Here is a 22,237-nt window from a genome sequence, read left to right on the forward strand (position 1 = left end):
CAATTATCCCGAGGGATAGGTCGGCCCTTGGACTATACAAGCACCCGCCGCAGCCGAGGGGGCGATAACGGTCAAGATGGTTCCCGTTCCTGCCAAGCCGTCTGGCCCGGGCATGCGCACGGTGCTCGCTGCGTATACTCGCGCCCTTGGATGTCGTTAGCAGGGGGTGCTTGATGCTCGATGAACGCCTCGCTTGCAGGCCCATCGATTATGACCCGTCGATCGACGAGGGCTGGTTGAACCGGTGCGACATCACGCGCCTGGGGCAGGAAGGTGATCTGACCTACTTCCGCCTGCGTGACCCCGGCACAGGTCAGTCGTGGCTCGCCGTACGCGCGCCCCTTGAGTCGCCTGCTGCCTGCCAGCACCTGGAGCGCGCTTATCGTCTGCGCCTCGACCCACAGTGGGCGGTGATCCCCTCGGCCTATCTGCGTTCGGCCGAAGGGCCGCTGCTGGTCTATCCGGCGGGCCGCTCGGTCGCCGACCTGATTGCCCAAGGCCCCGCAGCGCTCCCCAGCTTCCTCGACATCGCCGTCAACGCCGCCTCGGCACTGGCGCTGGCACACGAAAGCAATGTTCTGCACGGTGCCTTGCAGCCCGCGCACATCTGCGTGCAACACGCGCATCGGGTCAGGCTTGGCTGTTTCAGCGCCGATGTGCCGGCGTTGATCAGCGAACCAGGCACCCCCCTCGGCACCTGGAGCTACCTGGCACCGGAACAGATCTGCCCACACGGCTCCAGCTGCGATCAACGCAGCGATATCTATGCGCTCGGCGCCATCCTGTACCAGCTGTTGCTGGGCGAGCTGCCGCTGGCCGGGCGCGACAAACCGCACTGGCGCCAGCTGCATGCCGGCGTTCAACCGCGGGCGGCCATCGACGTCGACAACCGGGTACCGCAGCCGCTCAGCCGCATCCTCGCCAAGGCCCTGGCCAAAGAGCCCGATGCCCGCTACCAGACTGCCCGCGCGCTGGCGGTCGACCTTGGCCATTGTCAGCGGCAGTGGCGTGCGGGCCAGGCCATCGCAGATTTCCAACCCGGCAGCGCCGACCCCCTTTCCCCCAGCCACGACCGCCTCTATGGCCGCTCTGCCGAGCAGAAGGTCATCACCCTGCTGCTCAAGGCACTGCGCCGGGACAGCACATCCCAGGCCCTGTTCATCAAAGGCGCCACGGGCATGGGCAAGTCGAGCCTGGTTCAGGCGGCACTCAAGGGCAGCGCCGAGGGATACTGGGCCAGCGGCACGTGCAACAGCCTGGAGCGAGCGGTGCCCTACGGGCCCTGGATCGAAATCCTCGGGTCACTGACCACCCAACTGCTGGCCAAGAACAGTGATGACCTGGAGCTGCTACGCCGTGAAATTCTGCGGCGCATCAAAGGCCGTGGCCGGCTGCTCGGCAAGTTGGCCCCGGACCTCAAGCTGGTGATCGGCCCCACGGCCGAGCTCCCCGACAAACCCACGCGGCTGGCACTGCAAAAAGAACTGCGCGCCGTGGTCGAGTTCCTGCAGGTGTTCAGCCGCCCCGGGCGCCCATTGGCACTGTTTTTCGATGACATGCAATGGGCCGACGACGCCACGCAGCACCTGCTGGACGAACTGCTTGAGCAAGCGCCCGGCAACCTGCTGCTGATTTTCGCCCGGCGCAGCGACGCAGCACCCGACAGCAAGCCCTGTGTGCCCCCTGTGTCCATCCGCAGCACCACGCTCGACCTTCGCCCCCTTACTGTCGGCGCGGTGATGGAGATGATCGGCGAACGCTACCACGCCGCACCTGAGGCCGCGCTGCAACTCGCCGAGCTGGTGCACGCCAAGACCGCTGGCAACCCGTTCTTCATTCACCAGATCCTCGGGGCGATGGTCGAGGACCGCTTGTTCACCTTCGACACCCAGACCATGCGCTGGTCCTGGTCACTGTCGGCGGTGGCGCAACACCGCTATGCCGACAACGTCGCCGACCTGATGGTCCATCGCCTGGCGCGCCTGCCCTCGGCCCAGCGCGATGTGCTGCGCGTGGCCAGCGCGGCGGGTGGCCGATGCGATGAGCCACTGCTGCGCAGCATGCTGCCACTGCCCGCCACGCACCTGGCCGAACAGCTCAAAGCCTTGATTGCCGCAGGTTTCCTGCTGCCGGGGCAAAAGGGCCTGAGGTTTTCCCATGATCGCGTACTGCAAGCCGCCTACGCACTCACGCCCTCACGAGAGCGGCCGGCCTTGCATGCGCACATTGCCCACGCCATGCGCGAAGCCTGGCAGGCGACGCTGCACGAGGCCGTGTTCGAGATCGCCAACCAGGTACAACGGGCCAGCCCGCGAGCATTCGAGGCCTGCGACTGCGAGGTGTTTGTGCTGCTACTGCAAGAAGCTGCGCTGAGGGCGCGTGACAGCGCCGCCTACGAGCAGACGGCCGGCTACCTGCATGCCGCCGACGAACTGTTGCGCCTGAGCGCTGCACCTGGCACCCAGGCAACCCATGCGCTTGCCATCGCCTGCCTGGCGGCGGAGTGCGACATGCAATTGTCGCGGATGCCGCAGGCCGAAGCCCGCATCCGCGAATGCCACCTGCGTGCGCAATCGGCTTTGGACAAGGCGCGTGTCTGCAAGCTTGAGGCCCGCTTACATACCCTGCGCTCGGATTACCCGACGGCCATCGCCTGCGCCATCAGTGGCCTTGAGCTGCTGGGCGTCACGCTGGTACAGGGTTCCAACCCCGATCTGGTCGAGGCCGCCTATGGCCGCGTGCATGCCCTGATCGAAGACAAGGGTCAGCACTGCCTAGAGTCGCTGCCCAAAACCGACTCGGAAGAAGTGGCCGTGGCGATCGCGTTGCTGGCGACTCTGTCGTCATCGTTTTTCGTCAAGGACGATATCTGTTTTCTGCACCTTGCCAAGATCATGGAGCTGTCGTTGCTGCACGGCGTGGCCCCTGGCAGCACCTATGGTCTGGCCTGGTTCGGTGTGATGGCTGCCGAACGCTTTGGCGCCTACCACGATGGCCATGCCTACTGCCTGGCGGCGCTCAAGCTGATCGAACGGCACGCTTTCGAGGCGGACCTGACCAGCGCCCTGCTTGCCCTGGACCAGGTCAGCGCCTGGACCGCCCCCATGGAGTACGCCCGACGCACGGCACTGGAGGCGCTCGACTCGACGCGCCTGAGCGGCGACCTGGCGATGGCCTGCTATGCCCGCAATCATCTGGTTTCCGACTCGCTGTTCATGGGCCACCATTTGCAGGAAGTCGGCGGCGAAGTGGCGCAAGGTTTGCTCACCGTTCGCGGCTACGGCTACAGCGATGTCGAACATATCCTCCTGGCCCAGCAGGCATTCGTCGCCGCCATGATCGGCAGCGGCGGCAGGAGCGGCCTTGCCTCGCGGTCGGCGTGCGAAGCGCCTGCCGACGCCACCGTACACGCCATAAAATCCTGCACAACACTGTTCTTCAAGCACCTCTTCACTGGCATGTCGGCCTTCTACCTGGGCGACATCAAACAGGCTGTACGCCAACTTGCCAGCGCCGGCAGCCATGCCTGGGCCGCCCCCGCCCACATCAACCTGGCCGACTACCACCTGTTCTGCGGCCTGACCCTGGGCAGCCCAGAGGCCCCCGGCACCGCGATGGGCAAATTGGCCGCACTGCACGAACTGCGCGAACGCTTCGCGGCATGGTCGGGCTTCAACCCGGTCACCTTCCGCAGCAAGCTGCTGCTGATCGAGGGTGTGATTGCCAAGCTCAGCGGTGACGGCCTATCCGCCATCCGCTGCTTCGACCAGGCCCAGATCGCAGCTACGGCCGCCGGGTTCATCCATGAGCAGGCCCTCGCCCACGAGCAACTGGCCGAAGTGTGCATCCCCAGCGGGTTGATCTCCGGTGCCAACCTGCACCTGCGTATAGCCCGCGACTGCTTCCACATCTGGGGCGCCACGGGCAAGGTACGCCAGCTCGAAACCCTGCACCCCTTCCTGCGCACTCAGCCCGTGCAGGAGACCTACCGCTCTGCCAGCCAGGCCCGGCTGGACTTGGAAGTCGGCCTCGAGGCCGCGCGCGCATTGTCCGAAGAAGTGCTGCTGGAGGGCCTGATCGAAACCCTGATGGGGCACCTGACCCAGCACTCCGGTGCCGATCACGGCGCCTTGCTGATCGTCAGCGGCGCCGAGTTCCAGATGGCTGCGCTGGCCTACATCGACGACGCCGGTTTACAAGTGCGCATGGACAACTGCCAGAAGTTCATGACCCAGGCCCCGCTGTCGATCATCAACGCCACCCTGCGCACCAAGAAGCCACTGGTGCTCAACGATGCCCAGTGCGACTGCCCGGAAGCCTTCCGCCAGGAACTGCACGCGCGCAACGCCCGCTCGGTGCTGTGCCTTCCGCTGCTGCTGCAAGGCGTGCTTATCGGCCTGGTCTACCTGGAAAACCGCCTGGTGCCCAATTTGTTTGGCAAGCAGCGCCTGGCCATGCTCGAGATCCTCGCTTCGCAGGCTGCAGTGTCGCTGCAAACCGCCAAGTTCTATACCCGCCTGGCCGAAGACAATCAAAGCCGTGCGCAGATGGAAGCCGAGCTGCGTCGCTCACGGGCAGAGCTTGCGCGCAGTGCGCACCTGCAGGTGATGAACGAGTTGTCGGCCTCTATCGCCCACGAGATCAGCCAGCCGCTGCTGGGTATCGCCGCCAATGCCTCGGCCAGCCTTCGCTGGCTGAAACGCGACCAGCCCGACCTGCAGGAAGCCATCGATGGCCTGGAGGATATCCGCAGAGACAGCGAGCGCGCGGCCAACATCGTTCGCGCGCTGCGTTCGCTGGCCAAACAGTCGCCGATGCAGTGCAAGGCGGTGAAGCTTGATGCGCTGATCCTGGAAGTGGTGCGCCTGACGTCCTCGGAGGCCTTGAAATGCGGCGTGAACGTGCAAACCCGGTTGCAAGCGGCGACGAGCATGATGGCTGACCCGGTACAGTTGCAGCAGTTGATCTACAACTTGCTCACTAACGCTCTGGAAGCACTGGCGGGGTTTCGCAACGACGGCGTATTGCGGATCACCTGTGCCGTTGTCGAGGACGAGGTAGAGATCTGTGTCGACGACAATGGGCCGGGCATTGCGCCAGAGGAACTGGAACGCGTGTTTGGCGCCTTCTACACCACCAAGAGCGGTGGGCTGGGAATGGGGCTGGCGATATGCAGCTCGGTGATTCAGGCCCATGGCGGGCAGCTGCAGGCGCAGGCGTCAGAGCTGGGCGGGTGCAGGATTCGGGTAACTGTGCCGGTTCGGGCAGGCGATTGAAGCCTGTGTAGCCTGGTGCGGCCTTTTCGCGGGTAAGTCGGATCGCCGCACCGCCGCGAAGAGGCCCGAGCAGGCTTACATCAACGCGCGCTCAACACCGCATAACTGTTCATCAGGTTGCGGTAGTTGGGGATTCGCTGGGACAGCAGATTACCCAGCCCTTCGATATCGTTGCGCCAGTCGCGGTGCAGCTCACAGGCCACCGAGAACCAGTTCATCATCTGCGCGCCTGCCTGGGTCATACGCACCCACGCAGCCTGCTGTACGGTCTCGTTGAAGGTACCGGACGCGTCGGTGACCACGAACACTTCAAAGCCTTCGGCCAGCGCCGACAAGGTCGGGAATGCCACGCACACGTCAGTCACCACACCGGCGATGATCAGTTGCTTGCGGCCTGTCGCCTTGATCGCCTTGACGAAGTCTTCGTTGTCCCATGCGTTGATCTGGCCTGGGCGGGCAATGTACGGCGCGTCCGGGAACATCTCTTTCAGCTCGGGTACCAGTGGGCCGTTCGGGCCTTGCTCGAAGCTGGTGGTGAGGATGGTCGGCAGGCCGAAGAACTTGGCCAGGTCGCCCAGGGCCAGTACGTTGTTCTTGAACTCGTTGGGTGAGAAGTCCTGTACCAGCGAGATCAGGCCGGTCTGGTGATCGACCAGCAGCACCACGGCGTCGTCTTTGTTCAGGCGCTTGTAATCGGGTTGGCTCATGGGGTTTCTCCTTGGATGATTTGGGCTTGGAAAACGGGGGCGGTACTATCCGGAGGTGGTATACCAATGGATAAACGCGGCTTAAGAATGAGTGCCAGACACGGCGTTCTGGCTGGTCCGCCGCCATGCCTTGGGCGGCTGGCCGACCAGGCGGCTGAACGCCCGGGTGAAATGTGACTGGTCGCAGAAACCACATTCGAGGCTGACATGGGTGATCGGCACCTCGGTGACCAGCAACCGCTTGGCCTTCTCCATGCGCGCCAGCAGGCGCCAGGCCTGGGGCGACAAGCCGGTGTTGACCTTGAACGCGCGAGAAAAGTGGCTGCGGGTGAGGTTGCACAGGCCAGCGATCTCGATGATCGACAAGGGGCTGTGCAGCATCAGTTCCTTGGCCTGGCGCAGGCGTGCAGGGGTCAGCGCGCCCGGCGCCTGTGAGGTACTGCAGATCGTCAGAGGGCTCATGGCGACTCTCCTGTTCAATGAGGAAAGTCTCGCCCCGAGGACATGACAAAGTCCTGAGCCAAACCTGAATAGTTCTTAATTGTGCATTGCTGGCCCTGGCCGCTATACCGATACCTTAAGATGCGCGCCTGTTCAGCTTCACGCCGCCAGCGGCGGCCCGTACTAAAGGCGAAAGTGGTATGCAGGAAAATCGCGCTCACCGCACCGTGGCGATGGTGCTGTTCAATGATGTGCTGTTGCTGGATGTCACCGGCCCCATGGATGCCTTTGCCATTGCCAACCGCTTCTTGCCCGCCGAGCGGCGATACCGGCTGATCACGTTGGCCGACGGCGATGGGGTGGTGCGCGGCTCATGCGGGCTGAGGGTCATCGCTGACCTGCGCCTTGAGGCGCTGCCGGAAGCCGTCGACCTGTTGCTGGTACCCGGAGGCCCAGGCGCCTACGACGTTGCGCTGCCGGGGCTCGAGCACTGGCTGACGCAGGCCGTGCGTGGGGCCAAGCGTTTCGGCGCGATCTGCACTGGCGTGTTCTTGCTGGGCCGGGCGGGGCTGCTTGGCGGTTATCGCTGTACCACCCACTGGAACTACGTCGAGCGGCTGGCGCGGGCCTTCCCTGAGGCGAAAGTCGAAACCGAACAGATCTATGTGATCGACCGCTGCCTGATCACCTCGGGCGGGATCACGGCAGGTATCGACCTGGCCCTGGCCGTAGTTGCCGAAGACCATGGCAAGGCACTGGCGCTGGAAGTGGCCAAAGTGCTGCTGGTCGCGCGCCATCGCCAGGGCGGGCAGACACCTTACGGGCCGTTGCTGGCGGCCGTGCCGCGCGACGACTCGCCGACCGCGCGGGTGCAGGCCTATATCGTCGACCATATCGACCAGCCGTTTACCGTGCGCAAGATGGCCGACCTGGTGGCGATGAGCAGCCGCAATTTTGCCCGGACCTTCCAGCGCGAGGTCGGCATCACCCCGCTGCAGTACCTGCAGAATGCGCGTATCGATCAGGCACGCAAAGTGCTCGAGGGCAGCGACCTGCCGTTGAAGGTGGTGGCAGCACAGTGTGGGTTTGGCAGTGATCGGCATATGCGCAAGGTGTTTTGCGAGCGCATCGGCATGACACCAGCGCAGTACCGGGCGCAGTTTGGTGGCGGCTGACAGATACACGTGTGGAGGATCATCACTGTCCCGCCTGGCGAGACAATGTTTCTCCTTCCAGCCAGATTGTCTAACACCCCCTCCACCTCCAGAATTGTCCGCCACACTGTTCTAACGCTGCCCCGGCAGCTCATGGAGTTCGAGCCAATGCCACACGAAGGCAGCCTTCTGCAAACCGCGGTGATCTTCCTCTTCGCCGCCGTCCTTGCCGTCCCCTTGGCCAAGCGCCTGCAACTGGGCGCGGTGATCGGCTACCTGCTGGCTGGCGTGGCCATCGGCCCGCAGGCGCTGGGGCTGATCCGCGATACCGAGAGCGTCGCGCACATTTCTGAACTGGGCGTTGTTCTGCTGCTGTTCATCATCGGCCTGGAGCTGTCACCCAAACGCTTGTGGCTGATGCGCAAGTCAGTGTTCGGCGTGGGGGCTGCGCAGGTGTTGCTGACCGGTGCGGTGATCGGCGCCATCGCCCTGTTTGGCTTTGCCCAGTCATTGCCGGCGGCCCTGGTACTGGGCCTGGGCCTGGCGCTGTCATCGACCGCCCTCGGCCTGCAGAGCCTGGCCGAAAGCAAGCAGCTGAACGCGCCGCACGGTCGCCTCGCGTTCGCCATTCTGCTGTTTCAGGACATCGCGGCCATCCCGCTGATCGCCCTGGTCCCGCTGCTGGCCGCCAGCGGTCCGGATACCAGTCACGGTGACAGCCTCGAACATGCACTAAAGGTATTCGCCAGTATCGCCGTGGTCATCGTCGGCGGCCGTTACCTGCTGCGCCCGGTGTTTCGCATCGTCGCCCGTACCGGCCTGCCGGAGGTTTCCACCGCCACCGCGCTGCTGGTGGTGATCGGTACCGCCTGGCTGATGGAAGAGGCCGGCATTTCCATGGCCCTGGGCGCCTTCCTCGCCGGCCTGTTGCTGGCCGACTCGGAGTACCGCCACGAGCTGGAGTCGCAGATCGAACCGTTCAAGGGGCTGCTGCTGGGGCTGTTCTTCATCAGTGTCGGCATGGGCGCCAACCTGAGCCTGCTGCTGGAAATGCCGCTGGTGCTGTTGGGCCTGACCCTGCTGCTGATCGCGGTCAAGCTGACCTTGCTGATCGTGGTCGGCCGACTGGCCGGCGGCCTCAACAGCGCCAGCGCCCTGCGCCTGGGGATGGTGCTGGCGGCGGGTGGCGAGTTCGCCTTCGTGGTGTTCAAGCTGGGCAAGGACCAGGGCTTGTTCGACACCCAGACCTACGACCTGCTGATGATGACCATCACCCTGTCGATGGCCCTCACCCCCCTGCTGATGCTCGGCTGCGCCCGCGCCCTCAAGCGCCCGCAGCCGCAGCGTGAAGTGCCGGAGCAGTACAAGCAGATCCAGACCGACGCCCCGCGTGTGGTCATCGTCGGCATGGGCCGCATGGGGCAGATCGTCTCGCGCATCCTGCGCGCCCAGAAGATCCCCTTCATCGCCCTGGAAACTTCGGTGGACGCCATCGAGATGACCCGCATGTTCGAGCAGGCTCCAGTGTTCTACGGCGACCCCTTGCGCGCCGAGGTGTTGCATGCGGCCAAGGTGGGCGAGGCCGAGTACTTCGTCATCACCACCGACGACCCGGAAGTCACCACCCGCACGGCGGAGCGGGTCAAGCGCCTGTACCCGCACCTGAAAGTGCTGGCCCGCGCGCGTAACCGCCAGCATGTGCACAAGCTGATCGATGTAGGCGCCGAGCCGATTCGCGAGACGTTCTATTCGAGCCTGGAGATGACCCGCCGTGCGCTGGTGGGGTTAGGGTTGAGTGATGAACAAGCGGCGGATCGCATCGCCCGGTTTACCCAACACGACGAAGAAGTGCTGGTAGCCCAAGGGCAGGTGCGTGATGACCGGGCCAAGGTGATGCAGACAGCCAAGGAAGCGCGGGTGGAACTGGAGCGGTTGTTTGATTCGGATGCGGATTGAGTTGTGGATTGAGGCTTGGAGTGCTCGCCGTTAGGTGATTTGTCGCCATAGAGATCGAGCGCCGCGCGGGCGGCGCTCGACTTCATAGGCCTTGAACGCCTATCGACAGGCGCCTAGAAGCCATTAACCAGCCCCACAGATTAAACCGTTAAACTGCGAAACTGCCCTTACCGTTCCACCCGGAGAACGATCATTGGAAGACCTCAACTCCCTCTACTACTTCACCCAGGTAGTGGAGCACGGCGGTTTCGCCCCGGCAGGTCGCGCGCTGGACATGCCCAAGTCCAAGCTCAGCCGGCGTATCGCAGACCTTGAAGAGCGTCTTGGCGTACGCCTGCTGCACCGCACCAGCCGGCATTGCTCGCTGACCGAAATCGGCCAGGCCTACTACAACCGTTGCCTGGCCATGCGCGTGGAGGCCGAGGGCGCGGCGGAGATCATCGAACGCAACCGCAGCGAGCCGCGCGGGCTGGTGCGCATCAGCTGCCCGACCACCCTGCTCAACTCCTGGGTCGGGCCGATGCTGACGCGCTACATGCTCAAGTACCCGCAGGTAGAGCTGTTCATCGAAAGTACCAACCGCCGCGTCGACCTGCTGCATGAAGGCTTCGACGTGGCGCTGCGCGTGCGCTTTCCGCCGCTGGAAAACACCGACATGGTGATGAAGGTGCTGAGCAACAGTACCCAGTGCCTGGTCGGCCAGCCGCAATACCGGGAGCAACTGCCCAAGGGCTTCGACCCGCAGATGCTCGGCCAGCTGCCCAGCGTGCACTGGGGCAGCGCCCAACGTGAGTACCAGTGGGAGCTGTTCCAAGGGGAAGACCAAAGCCACAGCATCGTGATCCCGCACACACCGCGCATGGTCACCGACGACCTGTTTGCCTTGCGCCATTTCGTGGTGGCCGGTGTGGGCATTGCGCACCTGCCCCGGGTAGCCGTGCGCGAGGACCTGGCCGAGGGCCGGCTGGTGGAGCTGTTGCCGGGCTGGCACCCGCGCTGCGGCATCGTGCATGCGATCTTCCCGTCGCGACGCGGCTTGCTGCCGTCGGTGCGGTCGCTGATCGATCACCTGGCCGAGGAGTTCGCCATCAGCGACATGGCCTGAATCTGTACTGCCCTTTCGCGGGTTTACCCGCGAAAGCACACCTTTACAAGACCCTCGCCTGCGCTTGCTCCACAGTCCTGGATCATCCATCCCGGAGCCCCCATGATCCGCGCCACTCACGGCCCCGGCCGCGCCCTGCTCGCCACCCTCGCCCTCTGCCCCGCGCTCAGCCAGGCAGAAGAACCCGGCTGGTCGCTGCTCAGCCGCAACTACTTCCTGCACAGCGACTTCCGCTCGCCTTCCGGCAGCGGCCAGAACTACCGTCAGGAATGGGCGCAAGGCTTCATCGGTGAAATCCGCTCGGGGTTCACCGAAGGCACTGTGGGTGTCGGCATCGATGCGCATGGCTTTCTCGGCCTCAAGCTCGACGGTGGCCGCGGCCATGCCGGTACCGGGCTGCTGCCGCGTGACAGCGATGGCCGTGCCGAGTCCGACTATTCCAGCGCCGGCGCCGCCATCAAGCTGCGCCTGGGCAATACCCTGCTGCGCTATGGCGAGATGACCGTCGAGACACCCGTGTTCGATACCGGCGACAAACGCCTGCACCCCGAATACGCCACCGGCTGGTTGCTGGAGAACACCGCCCTGCCCGGCTGGCGCCTGGAGGCCGGACGCTTTACCGCGTTCAACAACCAGGACAACAGCTCGACCCACGACGATTTTACAGGCTACGGCGCCACCACCCATGGCCGCGCCATCAGCCTGGCCGGCGCCACGTTCGCAGCCGATGGCCCGTTCGGCGGCGCGCTGTACGCCAGCCAACTGCAAGACACCTGGCGCCAGGCCTACCTCAATCTCAACCTGGCCGAAGGCAGTTGGCGCCTGGACGGCAACCTCTACAAGAGCCGTGATACCGGCAACGCCAGCGCCGGCGCCATCGACACCCTTGCCTTCAGCTTGGCGGGCAAGTACAGCTTCGGTGCCCAGGCCCTGACCCTCGCCTACCAGAAGGTCGAAGGCGACACCCCCTTCGACTTCGTCGCTGGCGACTCGATCTACCTGGCCAACTCGATCAAGTACGCCGACTTCAACGGCCCGGGCGAGCGCTCATGGCAGCTGCGCTATGACCTCGACTTCGCCACCCTTGGCATGCCCGGCCTGAGCCTGATGGGCCGCTACGTCAGTGGCCGCGGGGTCGACGGCACGCATGCCCCGGCAAGCGGCGCCTACGCGGCGCAACAGGGCCAGGGCGGGCGCCACTGGGAACGCGATATCGACCTCAGGTATGTGGTGCAGTCCGGCGTCGCCAAAGACCTCAGCCTAGCGCTTTCCCACGTCACCCATCGCGCCAACCAAGCCCAGGCGGGCGACGATATCGACCGCCTCTACCTGATCATCGAATACCCACTCAAAGGCAGCTTCTGAACTGAGCCGATAATTCACTCAAGCAAAAAAAGGGGCCTCTGCAGGCCCCTTCTTCACATCAACTCAGAACGCGAAGCACGAACAACCCAGCGCCCCCCAGAACCCTTGGAAATCGTTCACCGGCACGCTGGAATGCCGCGCCTTTTCATGGCTGTGCGCATGCACCCCACACGGGCCGCTGCACTGGTGCACCGCTGCGGCCAGCGATGGCGTACCCACCCGCCAGTGCCCCGGCACCTTGGCCACCGGCGACCATTCCGGCAGTACTGGCACCTGCGGCGGGCCGAGCCTGTCGAACTCGCCGGCGCCGTACACGACCTTGCCATCGACGAGGGTCAGCACCGACTCGATGCCCTTGATCGCCTCTTCATCGACACTGAAGAAGTCCAGCGACAACGCCGCCAGGTCGGCCAGCTGGCCCACCTTGATCTGGCCTTTCTTGCCCTGCTCACTGGAGAACCAGGCGCTGCCCTGAGTGAACAACTGCAGCGCGGTGTCGCGGCTCAGGCCTTCCGGGTACAGCGCCATGCCGCCAACGGTCTTGCCGCTGACCAACCAATACAACGAAGTCCACGGGTTGTAGCTGGAGACGCGGGTTGCGTCGGTACCGGCCCCGACCGGCACACCCATGTCGAGCATGCGCTGAATCGGCGGTGTCTTTTCGGCTGCCTTGGCACCGTAGCGGTCGACGAAGTATTCACCCTGGAAGGCCATACGGTCCTGGATGGCGATGCCCCCGCCCAGGGCGCGCACGCGCTCGATGTTTTCCGGGGTGATGGTTTCGGCATGGTCGAAGAACCACGGCAGGCCGTTGAACGGAATGTCCCGGTTAACCTTTTCGAACACATCGAGCATGCGCGTGATCGATTCGTTGTAAGTAGCGTGCAGGCGGAACGGCCAGCGCTGCTCGACCAGGTGGCGCACCACCGGCTCCAGCTCTTCTTCCATGGTTTGCGGCAAGTCCGGCCGCGGCTCAAGGAAGTCCTCGAAGTCGGCGGCGGAGAACACCAGCATCTCACCCGCGCCGTTATGGCGCAGGAAGTCCGTGCCGCTGTGAAGCTTCACGCTCGACGTCCACTTCTTGAAGTCGTCGAGTTCTTCCTTAGGCTTCTGGGTGAACAGGTTGTAGGCGATGCGCACGGTCAACTGGCCTTTGTCAGCCAGCTCCTGGATCACCGAATAGTCGTCGGGGAAGTTCTGGTAGCCACCCCCGGCGTCGATGGCGCTGGTCAGGCCCAGACGGTTGAGCTCACGCATGAACTGGCGGGTCGAGTTGACCTGGTATTCCAGCGGCAGCTTCGGCCCCTTGGCCAGGGTAGCGTAGAGGATCATCGCGTTAGGGCGGGCGATGAGCATGCCGGTCGGCTCGCCGAATTTGTTGCGCTGGATCTCGCCACCTGGCGGGTTCGGCGTGTCCTTGGTGTAGCCCACGGCCTTGAGCGCAGCGCGGTTGAGCAGTGCGCGGTCGTACAGGTGCAGCAGGAACACCGGGGTATCGGGCGCGGCCTGGTTGATTTCTTCCAGGGTCGGCATGCGCTTTTCAGCGAACTGGAATTCGTTCCAGCCACCGACCACACGCACCCACTGCGGGGTTGGGGTACGGGCGGCCTGGTCTTTGAGCATGCGCAGGGCATCGGCTACCGACGGTACGCCTTCCCAACGCAGCTCCAGGTTGTAGTTCAAGCCACCACGGATCAAGTGCAGGTGGGAGTCGTTCAGGCCCGGGATGACAGTACGCTGCTTGAGGTCGATGATCTGCGTGGCGGCGCTTTTGTGGGCCATGGCGTCGGCGTCACTGCCGACGGCAATGAAGCGGCCGTCCTTGATGGCAACGGCGGTGGCGGTGGGCTTCTCACGGTCAACGGTGTGCAGTTTGCCGTTGAACAGGATGAGGTCGGCGGTCATGGAGCCTCCTTGGGTGGATGCATGGGCGGAACCGGCGGAGCCGGCGAAGGGCAATGCGGACCAGAGCGCGCCAGCAGCACCGAGCACGGTGCTGGTGGCGAGGAACTGGCGACGGCTCTTGTCGTTGGGGTCCTGGGACATGGTCTTCTCCGTCTGGGTGCGGCGGCGGCAAGCGCAACTGCGGAGCATGCCGGTTCGTGCCTGGCCAAGGCTTGGATGGATGTGCGGTGGGTGGGTGAAGGTTAGCCTTGATCAGCTTTTGTGCAGCGGCCGGCCTCGGCGCGAGGCGGCCGCTGGATTTTCACCGGTTCAAGAACGCCAGCAGGTCTTCGTTCAGCTGCTGCGTATGCGTCACGGCAAAGCCATGCGGCGCGCCTTCATACACCTTCAACTCGGCACCGCGGATCAACTCGGCAGCCTTCTTGCCGGTGGTCTCGAAGGGCACGATCTGGTCCGCGTCACCGTGGATAACCAAGGTAGGCACCTCGATCTTGGCCATGTCGGGGCGGAAGTCGGTCTCGGAAAACGCGCTCACGCAATCCAGCGTGCCCTTGATCGAGGCCAGCAGCGCGATGTTCAGGGTTTGCGTCAGCACACCCTGGGACACTTGCTGGCCTTGGTTCAAACCATAGAACGGCGTGGCGAAATCAGCGATGAACTGCGCCCGGTCCGCACGCAGCCCTGCCTGAATGCCTTCGAACACCGATGCATCGACCCCTTCTGGGTTGTCATCACGCTTGCCGAACACCGGCGTCACCGCGCCCAGCAGCACTAGCCCGGCAACTCGCTCGTTGCCATGGCGGGCGATATAACGGCTGACATCGCCGCCGCCCATGGAGAAGCCCACCAGGGTCACTTCACGCAGGTCGAGGTGCTCGATCAACTGGGCGATGTCATCGGCAAAGGTATCGTAGTCGTAACCATTCCACGGTTGGCTCGACCGGCCGAAGCCACGGCGGTCGAACGCGATGGCGCGGTAGCCGCGGCTGGCCAGGAACTCCATCTGCGCGTCCCACATGTCGGCATCCAACGGCCAACCGTGGCTGAACAGCACGGGCTTGCCGCTGCCCCAGTCCTTGAAATAGAGCGAAGTGCCGTCGCGGGTTACGAGTGTGCTCATGTCGGTATCTCCTTGAAAGTCTTTTGGGGTGGGGGGTGGAGCTGGCTCAGCCACGCAGCCAGTTGGCGCAGCGGCGGGTTACCCACGGCATGATGTAGAACACCACGGGCAGGATGACGAACAGGTTGACGATCAGGTTGCCGGTGATTGGGCCGCCCAGCTGCGGGACGCGGGCGAACAACGGCGCCAGCAGTTGCGGGATGATCATGGTCATCGGGCAGATCACCAGGTAGGTCAGCAGTGCCTGCTTCCAGCGCGGCGGTTGCTTCGCGGTGGTGCTCGGCGGGGTGAACCAGAACTCCGGGTCGTCGTGGACCTGGGTGTTGTCACCCTCCTCCAGCAACGGCAGCACCTGGCTGACCAGCGTCTGGCGCTCGGTGGAGTTGACCCAGGCCTGCAACAGGCTGGCGTCGCTGAAGCGCACCACGGTGGTGAAGTGGCGGCCACCGTCTTCCGGGCGGATCACGTTGACATCGAGGTGGCCGGGTTGGCGGCGTGCGGCGCTGACCGTGTGCTTGAGCCACGCTTCGTAGCCTGCCAATGCTTCGGCACGAACCTTGTGCTGGATGACCAGGGTAACCACGTTGCGGTTGTCTTGGAGTGCGGTGTTCATCGGCGTTCCTTGGGATGAGCTGGCCCGCATCCACTGTGCAACGGCGAACGGGCGGAAGATTGCATGGGTGTGCTGCCCTTGCCGGGCACCGACTGGCGGTGCCCGGGGGCGTGGCGGGTTACTTGCCGGCGTTGAAGGCGTTGTAGCTGCTCATCAGGTTGCGGTAGTCCGGGATGTGGTTGGAACACAGCGCCGCCAGGCCTTCGACATCGTTGCGCCAGTCGCGGTGCAGCTCACAGGCCACGCCGAACCAGGTCATCAGTTGCGCACCGGCACGGCTCATGCGGTCATGGGCGGCGTCGCGGGTCATGGCGTTGAAGGTGCCGGACGCATCGGTCACCACGAACACCTCGAACTCTTCTTCCAGGGCTGCCAGGGCCGGGAAGGCTACGCACACCTCAGTCACGACACCGGCGATGATCAGTTGCTTCTTGCCGGTGGCCTTCACGGCCTTGACGAAGTCTTCGTTGTCCCAGGCGTTGATCTGGCCTGGGCGGGCGATGTAGGGCGCGTCCGGGAACAGCGCTTTCAGCTCGGGTACCAGCGGGCCGTTGGGGCCTTGCTCGAAGCTGGTGGTGAGGATGGTTGGCAGGTTGAAGAACTTGGCCAGGTCGGCCAGGGCCAGCACGTTGTTCTTGAAGGCGTCCGGCTCGATGTCACGCACCAGGGACAGCAGGCCAGCCTGGTGGTCGACCAACAGCACGGCTGCGTCGTCTTTGTTCAGGCGGTTGTATTTGAATGGGGTCATGGTCGTTGCTCCTAAGGGTTTTGATCTTCAGTGATTTGGGTGTTTCGCGTTGATGGGAGAAGATTAAAACCATCACCTTTGGAGCGGTAGATAGCTGTTTTTGGCTTTAGCGTTCTATTTTGTGAACGATTAGTTGGCAATGGATTTGCTGGCTTGTTTGCGTAGCGGCCTCAGCATTCTGAAATGCCAGCAATGTCCTACTGCGATGTCAGTCATTACCTGCGAAACCGCGTCGCATCGGGAAATCCCCTACGAACTGTGTCGATTCCCTTCTGATTGTTCGCGCTCTGCCCGCTCCCTAGGCTTGTCGAGCCCTATCGCTTCAGCCCTCCGCTTGTCACCAGGTACCTCCTTGACCGTCACTACCCCACCCGCAAAAATCACTGAGAAAGGGTGTCAGCGCACTTGGCTGGATATGGGGCTACCCGATCTCAGGTCACTTCACCGTGAGATGCGTGCTCAAGCTATCGAGGAGATTGCTGCAGCGGACTCCCATGACGATGCTATCGAACTGGTCGCTCAGCACTTCGGCTTGAGCGACTCACCTATCGCCTTTGTGGTTCTCAAGACGCCCTTGGGAGGTGTTCAGGTTCGGCGCAGCTGTATCTGTCACATCGTCGAAAAAAGGCAGGATGCCCGGGAACGTTATGTCCAAGTAGCCTTGGATACCTTGACCGGGCCGTTTGAAGTGTGGAGTGTCGCCTATACCAACGACACACATAGATTGGCATTTATCGGGGTCTATGAGACCAAGCGACAGATGCTGGTGATCGTGACGCTCGAGAGCGGAAAAATGCTGTGGAATTTTATGCAGTGCGACGCGAAAGCGTTGAACAAGCATAGCCATGGCGAGCTGCTCTTCAAACGCTATGCGTTTCTGCCGAACAAAGAAAAGGGCCACTGTAACCAGTAGCCCTGAAAGAGGTGCTTGATATTCATATACACACCCTCAAGCCGGGGTGTGGAGGTCTCACCCTGCGCTGATGATTCAGCCATCGACGGGGTTCCTACGCCAGTTACTGCCGCTGAATGGCAACTGGTTTCGCGCTCAGGTAAAACGCTACCACAGTCCTTGGACAAGTCAACAGGCGACCAGGGTGAGCGCAGCCGGACAACATTGCCTGGCGAACCAACCTGCTCTATTACTACCCACAGCCCTCCCCTCATCCCGAGACCACCATGCTGGCCTTTATCCAGTCTTCCCCGTTGCTGCTCGGCTGCGCCCTGATTCTGCTCGACCTCGTGCTCTGGCAACTGATCCCCCTCCAGCGCCGGGCCTGGCGTATCGGCGCGCGGCTGGTGATCTTCCTGCTGTTCAGCTCGGTGCTGCTGGCCGCCGGCATGAGCCCGTTGCAACCACCGCCATGGCCCGAGGATGTGTCGCGCAACCTGATGGCCACGGTGCTGACGATCGGCTGGTGGCTGTTCGGCGCGCGCACGGTGACGGTGGTGTTCGGCCTGCTGCTGGTGGCGCGCGGCAGCCATGGCGGGCGGTTGCTGCAGGATGTGCTGGGGGCGCTGATATTCCTGGCGGCGGTGGTGGCGGCGGCAGGCTACGTAATGCAGCTGCCGGTGAAGGGGCTGCTGGCCACCTCCGGGGTGATGGCCATCGTTATCGGCCTGGCATTGCAAAGCACCTTGGCCGATGTGTTCAGCGGCATCGTGCTGAACACCACACGGCCCTATCAGATCGGCGATGCGATCTCCATCGATGGCACCGAAGGCAAGGTACTGGACATCGACTGGCGCGCCACCCGCCTGCTGACCGGGTGCGGCAGCCTGGCGGTGATCCCCAACTCGGTCGCGGCCAAGGCCAAGCTGCTCAACCACAGCCGCCCGGCCGATGTGCACGGTGTATCGATCAGCGTGGTGGTGCCGGCCAAGGTGCGGCCGAAGCGGGTATTCGATGCGCTGGAAAAGGCCTTGCAGGGCACCCGCGCGATACTGGCCTCGCCCAAGCCGAAAGTCACGGTGAAGGCCTCGACCCTGGAATCGGTGGAATACGAGGCCAGTGGTTTCATTGCCGACATGGGCGGCAAGACCGAAGCGCGCAATCAGCTGTTCGACCTGGCCCACCGGCACCTTGAGGCCAGTGGCGTGATGTGGAACGTCGACCTGGCCATGCCGCCACGTAGCCGCCAGCGCGAAGTACTGGACGAGGTGCGGGTGTTCCGCTCGCTGAGCGATGACGAACGCGATGCGCTGAGCCAGCGCATGACCGCGGTAGAGTACCTGGCCGACCAGGTGATCCTGGGGGTGGGCGAACGCTCGGAGCATCTGTTGGTGATTGGCAGCGGCGTGGTTTCGGCGTCAGTCCGCGACGGCGACAAGTTGCTGGAGGCTGGGCGCATGGGGCCTGGGGAGGTACTGGGAATCGAGGGCATCCTCGACGAGGACGACGGCTTCGCTGAATTCCGCACGCTGACCAGCTGCGTGCTTTACCGCATCGACAAGGAACAGGTGAAGAGCTGCCTGGTGCAGCGCGGCGAGGTGCAGACGGCGTTGAGCAAGTTGCAGCGGTTCCGGCGCCAGAGCCGGGAATCGCTACTGCTGCAGAAGCCGACCCTGATCAAGAAGGGCGGCTTCCTCAGCTGGTTGCACAAATGACCTGGGGCCCCTGAATTGGCGCTGATTGTAGGAGCGGCCTTGCGTCGCGAAAGGGCAGCGCAGCGGCCCCAAGTTCTGTGGCGCAGCAAAAATCGCCGGGGCCGCTGCGCGACCCTTTCGCGACGCAAGGCCGCTCCTACAGAACCGTACCAGTACCTTACAGCACCACTCTCAAGCACTGCCCCGCGTGGTACAGCGAGAACCCGGACTCATAGAACGCCGTGCGCAACGACGGCGCACTCACCCCGGTCATCGGCGAGAACGGAATCGGCAAGCTGTCCGCCTCACCCTTGAGCAGGAACTCGGCAAACGCCCGGCCGATCACGGTCCCGGTGGTGTTGCCGCGCCCGTTGTAACCGGTCACCGCGACCAACCCAGGCGCCGGCTCGAACAGCCGCATCAGGTGGTCGGGGGTGAAATCGATGCAGCCAGTCCAGTGCATCTCCCACTCGACCTTGCCCAGCTCCGGGTAGTAATGGCTCTGGATCCGGTCCGCCCAACTGCGCACGAACCAGGCCGGCTTGTTGTCGACCCGGCCCAGGCTGCCAAGCAGCAGGCGGCCCTGGTCGTCACGGCGGATGCTGCTGAGCACAGTGCGGGTGTCCCAGGAGCCTTGGCCATGCGGCAGCACCTTGTCGGCGGCGGCGCCCTGCAGCGGCTTGGACGCCACCTGGTAGTAGTAACCGCGGAAGAACTGCTTCTGCAGGTTGCTCCAGTCGCCTTCAGTGTAGGCACCGGTGGACATCACCACCTTGTCGGCGCGCACCGAGCCGCGCGCGGTCTTCACTCGCCAGCCATCACCCTCGCGCTCCAGGCCCTCGACGGACGACTGCTGGAACACTTTGCCACCCAGGCGCGAGACCGCAGCGGCCAGGCCTTGGGTGTAACCCATGGGGTTGATGGTGCCGGCGCGGCGGTCGAGCAGCGCGGCGGAAATTTTGTTGGTACCGCAGTATTCCTGGCATTGGGCGCCGGTCAGCAGCTCCACATCAGCCCCTCGCCGGCTCCACTGTTCATGGCGGGCTTCGAGGTCGGCGATGCCGGTGGCGTTGTGCGCCATGTGCAGCGTGCCTTTGTGCTGGGCCTGGCAGTCGATGCCAAGGCGCTCGATCATGGCGAAGACCTCGCCGGGTGCCTCGCCGAGCACCTTGTTCAAGCGGCTGCCCTGCTTCTGGCCGAGGGTCGCCTCGACATCGTCGGGGCGGATCCAGGTGCCTGCGTTGACCAGGCCGACGTTACGCCCGGAGCCTCCGTGGCCGATTTGCCAGGCTTCCAGCAGGATCACCGACTTGCCCTGCTCCAGCAGGTGGATAGCTGCGGACAGGCCGGTGATGCCGCCACCGATGACACAGACATCGGCCTTGTGCTCACCGGCCAGGGCCTGGGCGGCGACGGTGGGTTTGCTGACGAATTCCCACAAGCATTGTTGACGCAGTTCGGACATGGCCGGCTCCAGCAGTGTTGTTCTTATTGCGGGTGCATCTCGTGTTTTGGCGCCGCTTTGCGGCCCATTCGCAGGCAAGCCCGCTCCCACAGAGATCGCGTTGTGTGCATGATTTCTGTGGGAGCGGGCTTGCCCCGCGAACCGGGGGCATCGCCCCCGGCCATGCAGCATCAGTCGAACACGATACCCTGCGCCAGCGGCAGCTCGCGCGAGTAGTTGACGGTGTTGGTCTGGCGACGCATGTAGCCTTTCCAGGCATCCGAACCGGACTCACGGCCACCGCCGGTCTCCTTCTCGCCACCAAACGCACCGCCGATCTCGGCGCCGCTGGTGCCGATGTTGACGTTGGCGATGCCGCAGTCGCTGCCCGAGGCACTCTGGAAGCGCTCGGCTTCACGGAGGTCGGTGGTGAAGATGCACGAGGACAGGCCCTGTGGCACTTCGTTGTTCAGGCGCAGGGCCTCTTCGAAGTCGTCGTAGGCCAGCACGTACAGGATCGGCGCGAAGGTTTCGTGGCGCACTACGTCGCTCTGGGCCGGCATCTCGGCGATGGCCGGGGATACGTAGTAGGCGTTCGGGTACTGGTCAGCCAGCTGACGCTCGCCGCCAAACACCTGGCCGCCTTCGTCGCGGGCCTTGGCCAGCGCGCCCTGCATGGCATCGAACGACAGCTTGTCGATCAGCGGGCCCACCAGGTTGTCCTTGCGTGGGTCACCGATACGCACCTTGGCGTAGGCGGCTTTGACGCGGGCAACCACTTCATCCTTGATCGAACGGTGCACGATCAGGCGGCGCAAGGTGGTGCAACGCTGGCCGGCAGTGCCGACGGCCGAGAACAGGATGCCACGCACGGCCAGGTCCAGGTCCGCGCTCGGTGCCAGGATCATGGCGTTGTTGCCACCCAGTTCGAGGATGCTGCGGCCAAAGCGGGCAGCGACACGTGGGCCGACTTCACGGCCCATGCGGGTACTGCCGGTAGCGCTGACCAGCGGCACACGCGGGTCGTCGACCATGGCTTCGCCCGCTTCACGGCCACCGATGACCAGTTGCGCCAGGCCAGCCGGTGCATCGCCAAAGGCTTTCAGGGCTTTTTCGAACAGCGCCTGGCAGGCCAGGGCGGTCAGTGGGGTCTTTTCCGACGGCTTCCACACCACCGAGTTACCGGCCACCAGGGCCAGTGCGGTGTTCCAGGCCCAGACGGCCACCGGGAAGTTGAAGGCGCTGATCACGCCAACCACGCCCAGCGGGTGCCAGCTTTCACGCATGTGGTGGCCCGGGCGCTCGGAGGCGATGGTCAGGCCGTACAGTTGACGCGACAGGCCGACGGCGAAGTCGCAGATGTCGATCATTTCCTGGACTTCGCCCAGGCCTTCCTGGGTAATCTTGCCGGCTTCGATCGAAACCAGCTCGCCGAGGTCGGCCTTGTGCTCACGCAGCACTTCGCCGAACAGGCGGACCAGCTCGCCACGGCGTGGGGCCGGTACGCTGCGCCAGGCTTCGAAGGCGCTGTGGGCCTGATCGATGCGGGCGATGGTCTCGGCCTTGCCGAGCAGCTTCACCGAGGCGATCTGGCTGCCGTCGATCGGCGTGTGAACAGGGTAGTCGCCCTGGGTGTAAGCCTCGGCGGCAACGCCAAGACGCTCGAGCAATCCAGCAACCATTGGTGCATCTCCTACATCGGTGATGGGGTGGAAAAATGATGTGGATCAGTATTAATCCGATCACACCAGTGCAACAAACGACCTTTATTCCGCATATCATTCCGTCAGGTAATGATTTGAGCCGCAGAGACCGCT

15 protein-coding genes are annotated in these 22,237 nt (G+C 63.9%); 7 read left to right on the forward strand and 8 right to left on the reverse strand.

The features are described 5' to 3' along the window. Positions 1–173: 173 nt before the first annotated feature. Positions 174–5,276, forward strand: coding sequence for a trifunctional serine/threonine-protein kinase/ATP-binding protein/sensor histidine kinase (locus PC358_RS20665; protein ID WP_033702236.1), 5,103 nt, complete (start codon positions 174–176; stop codon positions 5,274–5,276). Positions 5,277–5,356: 80 nt separating this feature from the next. Here the strand turns inward: PC358_RS20665 and ycaC (PC358_RS20670) are convergent, their stop codons facing one another. Together ycaC (PC358_RS20670) and PC358_RS20675 are read right to left on the reverse strand one after the other, a co-directional pair. After that, positions 5,357–5,983, reverse strand: coding sequence for an isochorismate family cysteine hydrolase YcaC (gene ycaC / locus PC358_RS20670; protein WP_033702238.1), 627 nt, complete (start codon positions 5,981–5,983; stop codon positions 5,357–5,359). Between the two features lie 81 nt (positions 5,984–6,064). Then, positions 6,065–6,445: a helix-turn-helix domain-containing protein gene (locus PC358_RS20675; RefSeq protein WP_050506146.1), complete on the reverse strand. Its 381-nt coding sequence runs from the start codon at positions 6,443–6,445 to the stop codon at positions 6,065–6,067. 179 nt (positions 6,446–6,624) lie between these two features. Here PC358_RS20675 and PC358_RS20680 point away from each other — a divergent pair, with 179 nt between their 5' ends. The 4 genes from PC358_RS20680 to PC358_RS20695 all read left to right on the forward strand — a co-directional run bounded on the left by PC358_RS20680 (position 6,625) and on the right by PC358_RS20695 (position 12,004). Beyond that, complete coding sequence (locus PC358_RS20680; protein WP_033702240.1) at positions 6,625–7,599, forward strand: GlxA family transcriptional regulator; 975 nt, start codon at positions 6,625–6,627, stop codon at positions 7,597–7,599. A gap of 147 nt (positions 7,600–7,746) precedes the next feature. Next, entirely contained in the window at positions 7,747–9,534 is a 1,788-nt protein-coding gene (locus PC358_RS20685; protein ID WP_033702242.1) for a monovalent cation:proton antiporter-2 (CPA2) family protein, read from the forward strand. 193 nt (positions 9,535–9,727) lie between these two features. Next, a complete protein-coding gene (locus PC358_RS20690) occupies positions 9,728–10,639 on the forward strand; it encodes a LysR substrate-binding domain-containing protein (protein ID WP_033702243.1) in 912 nt (303 codons plus the stop codon). A gap of 102 nt (positions 10,640–10,741) precedes the next feature. Continuing rightward, positions 10,742–12,004: an OprD family porin gene (locus PC358_RS20695; protein ID WP_033702245.1), complete on the forward strand. Its 1,263-nt coding sequence runs from the start codon at positions 10,742–10,744 to the stop codon at positions 12,002–12,004. Positions 12,005–12,067: 63 nt separating this feature from the next. Here PC358_RS20695 and PC358_RS20700 read toward each other — a convergent pair whose 3' ends face one another. The 4 genes from PC358_RS20700 to ycaC (PC358_RS20715) form a co-directional block, all read right to left on the reverse strand. Beyond that, entirely contained in the window at positions 12,068–13,909 is a 1,842-nt protein-coding gene (locus tag PC358_RS20700) for an amidohydrolase (RefSeq protein WP_162181163.1), read from the reverse strand. 301 nt (positions 13,910–14,210) lie between these two features. Further along, the gene (locus PC358_RS20705) at positions 14,211–15,029 is read right to left on the reverse strand and encodes an alpha/beta fold hydrolase (protein ID WP_033702249.1); all 819 of its coding nucleotides are present in this window, start codon (positions 15,027–15,029) and stop codon (positions 14,211–14,213) included. Between the two features lie 46 nt (positions 15,030–15,075). Further along, positions 15,076–15,642, reverse strand: coding sequence for an antibiotic biosynthesis monooxygenase (locus PC358_RS20710; RefSeq protein ID WP_081874765.1), 567 nt, complete (start codon positions 15,640–15,642; stop codon positions 15,076–15,078). A gap of 118 nt (positions 15,643–15,760) precedes the next feature. Beyond that, the gene (gene ycaC, locus PC358_RS20715; RefSeq protein ID WP_033702251.1) at positions 15,761–16,390 is read right to left on the reverse strand and encodes an isochorismate family cysteine hydrolase YcaC; all 630 of its coding nucleotides are present in this window, start codon (positions 16,388–16,390) and stop codon (positions 15,761–15,763) included. A gap of 352 nt (positions 16,391–16,742) precedes the next feature. Between ycaC (PC358_RS20715) and PC358_RS20720 the strand changes: the two genes are divergently transcribed. Then, positions 16,743–17,303 (forward strand): PBECR2 nuclease fold domain-containing protein, encoded by a 561-nt coding sequence (locus tag PC358_RS20720; protein WP_033702253.1) that lies wholly within the window; start codon positions 16,743–16,745, stop codon positions 17,301–17,303. 266 nt (positions 17,304–17,569) lie between these two features. Further along, positions 17,570–18,997, forward strand: coding sequence for a mechanosensitive ion channel family protein (locus PC358_RS20725; protein ID WP_033702254.1), 1,428 nt, complete (start codon positions 17,570–17,572; stop codon positions 18,995–18,997). A 157-nt stretch (positions 18,998–19,154) separates the two neighbouring features. Here PC358_RS20725 and amaA read toward each other — a convergent pair whose 3' ends face one another. Together amaA and amaB are read right to left on the reverse strand one after the other, a co-directional pair. Further along, complete coding sequence (amaA, locus tag PC358_RS20730; RefSeq protein WP_033702256.1) at positions 19,155–20,441, reverse strand: L-pipecolate oxidase; 1,287 nt, start codon at positions 20,439–20,441, stop codon at positions 19,155–19,157. Between the two features lie 170 nt (positions 20,442–20,611). Next, a complete protein-coding gene (amaB, locus tag PC358_RS20735; RefSeq protein ID WP_033702257.1) occupies positions 20,612–22,102 on the reverse strand; it encodes an L-piperidine-6-carboxylate dehydrogenase in 1,491 nt (496 codons plus the stop codon). Between the last annotated feature and the right edge of the window lie 135 nt (positions 22,103–22,237).

It is taken from the genome of Pseudomonas capeferrum, assembly GCF_000731675.1.
Classification (GTDB): domain Bacteria; phylum Pseudomonadota; class Gammaproteobacteria; order Pseudomonadales; family Pseudomonadaceae; genus Aquipseudomonas; species Aquipseudomonas capeferrum.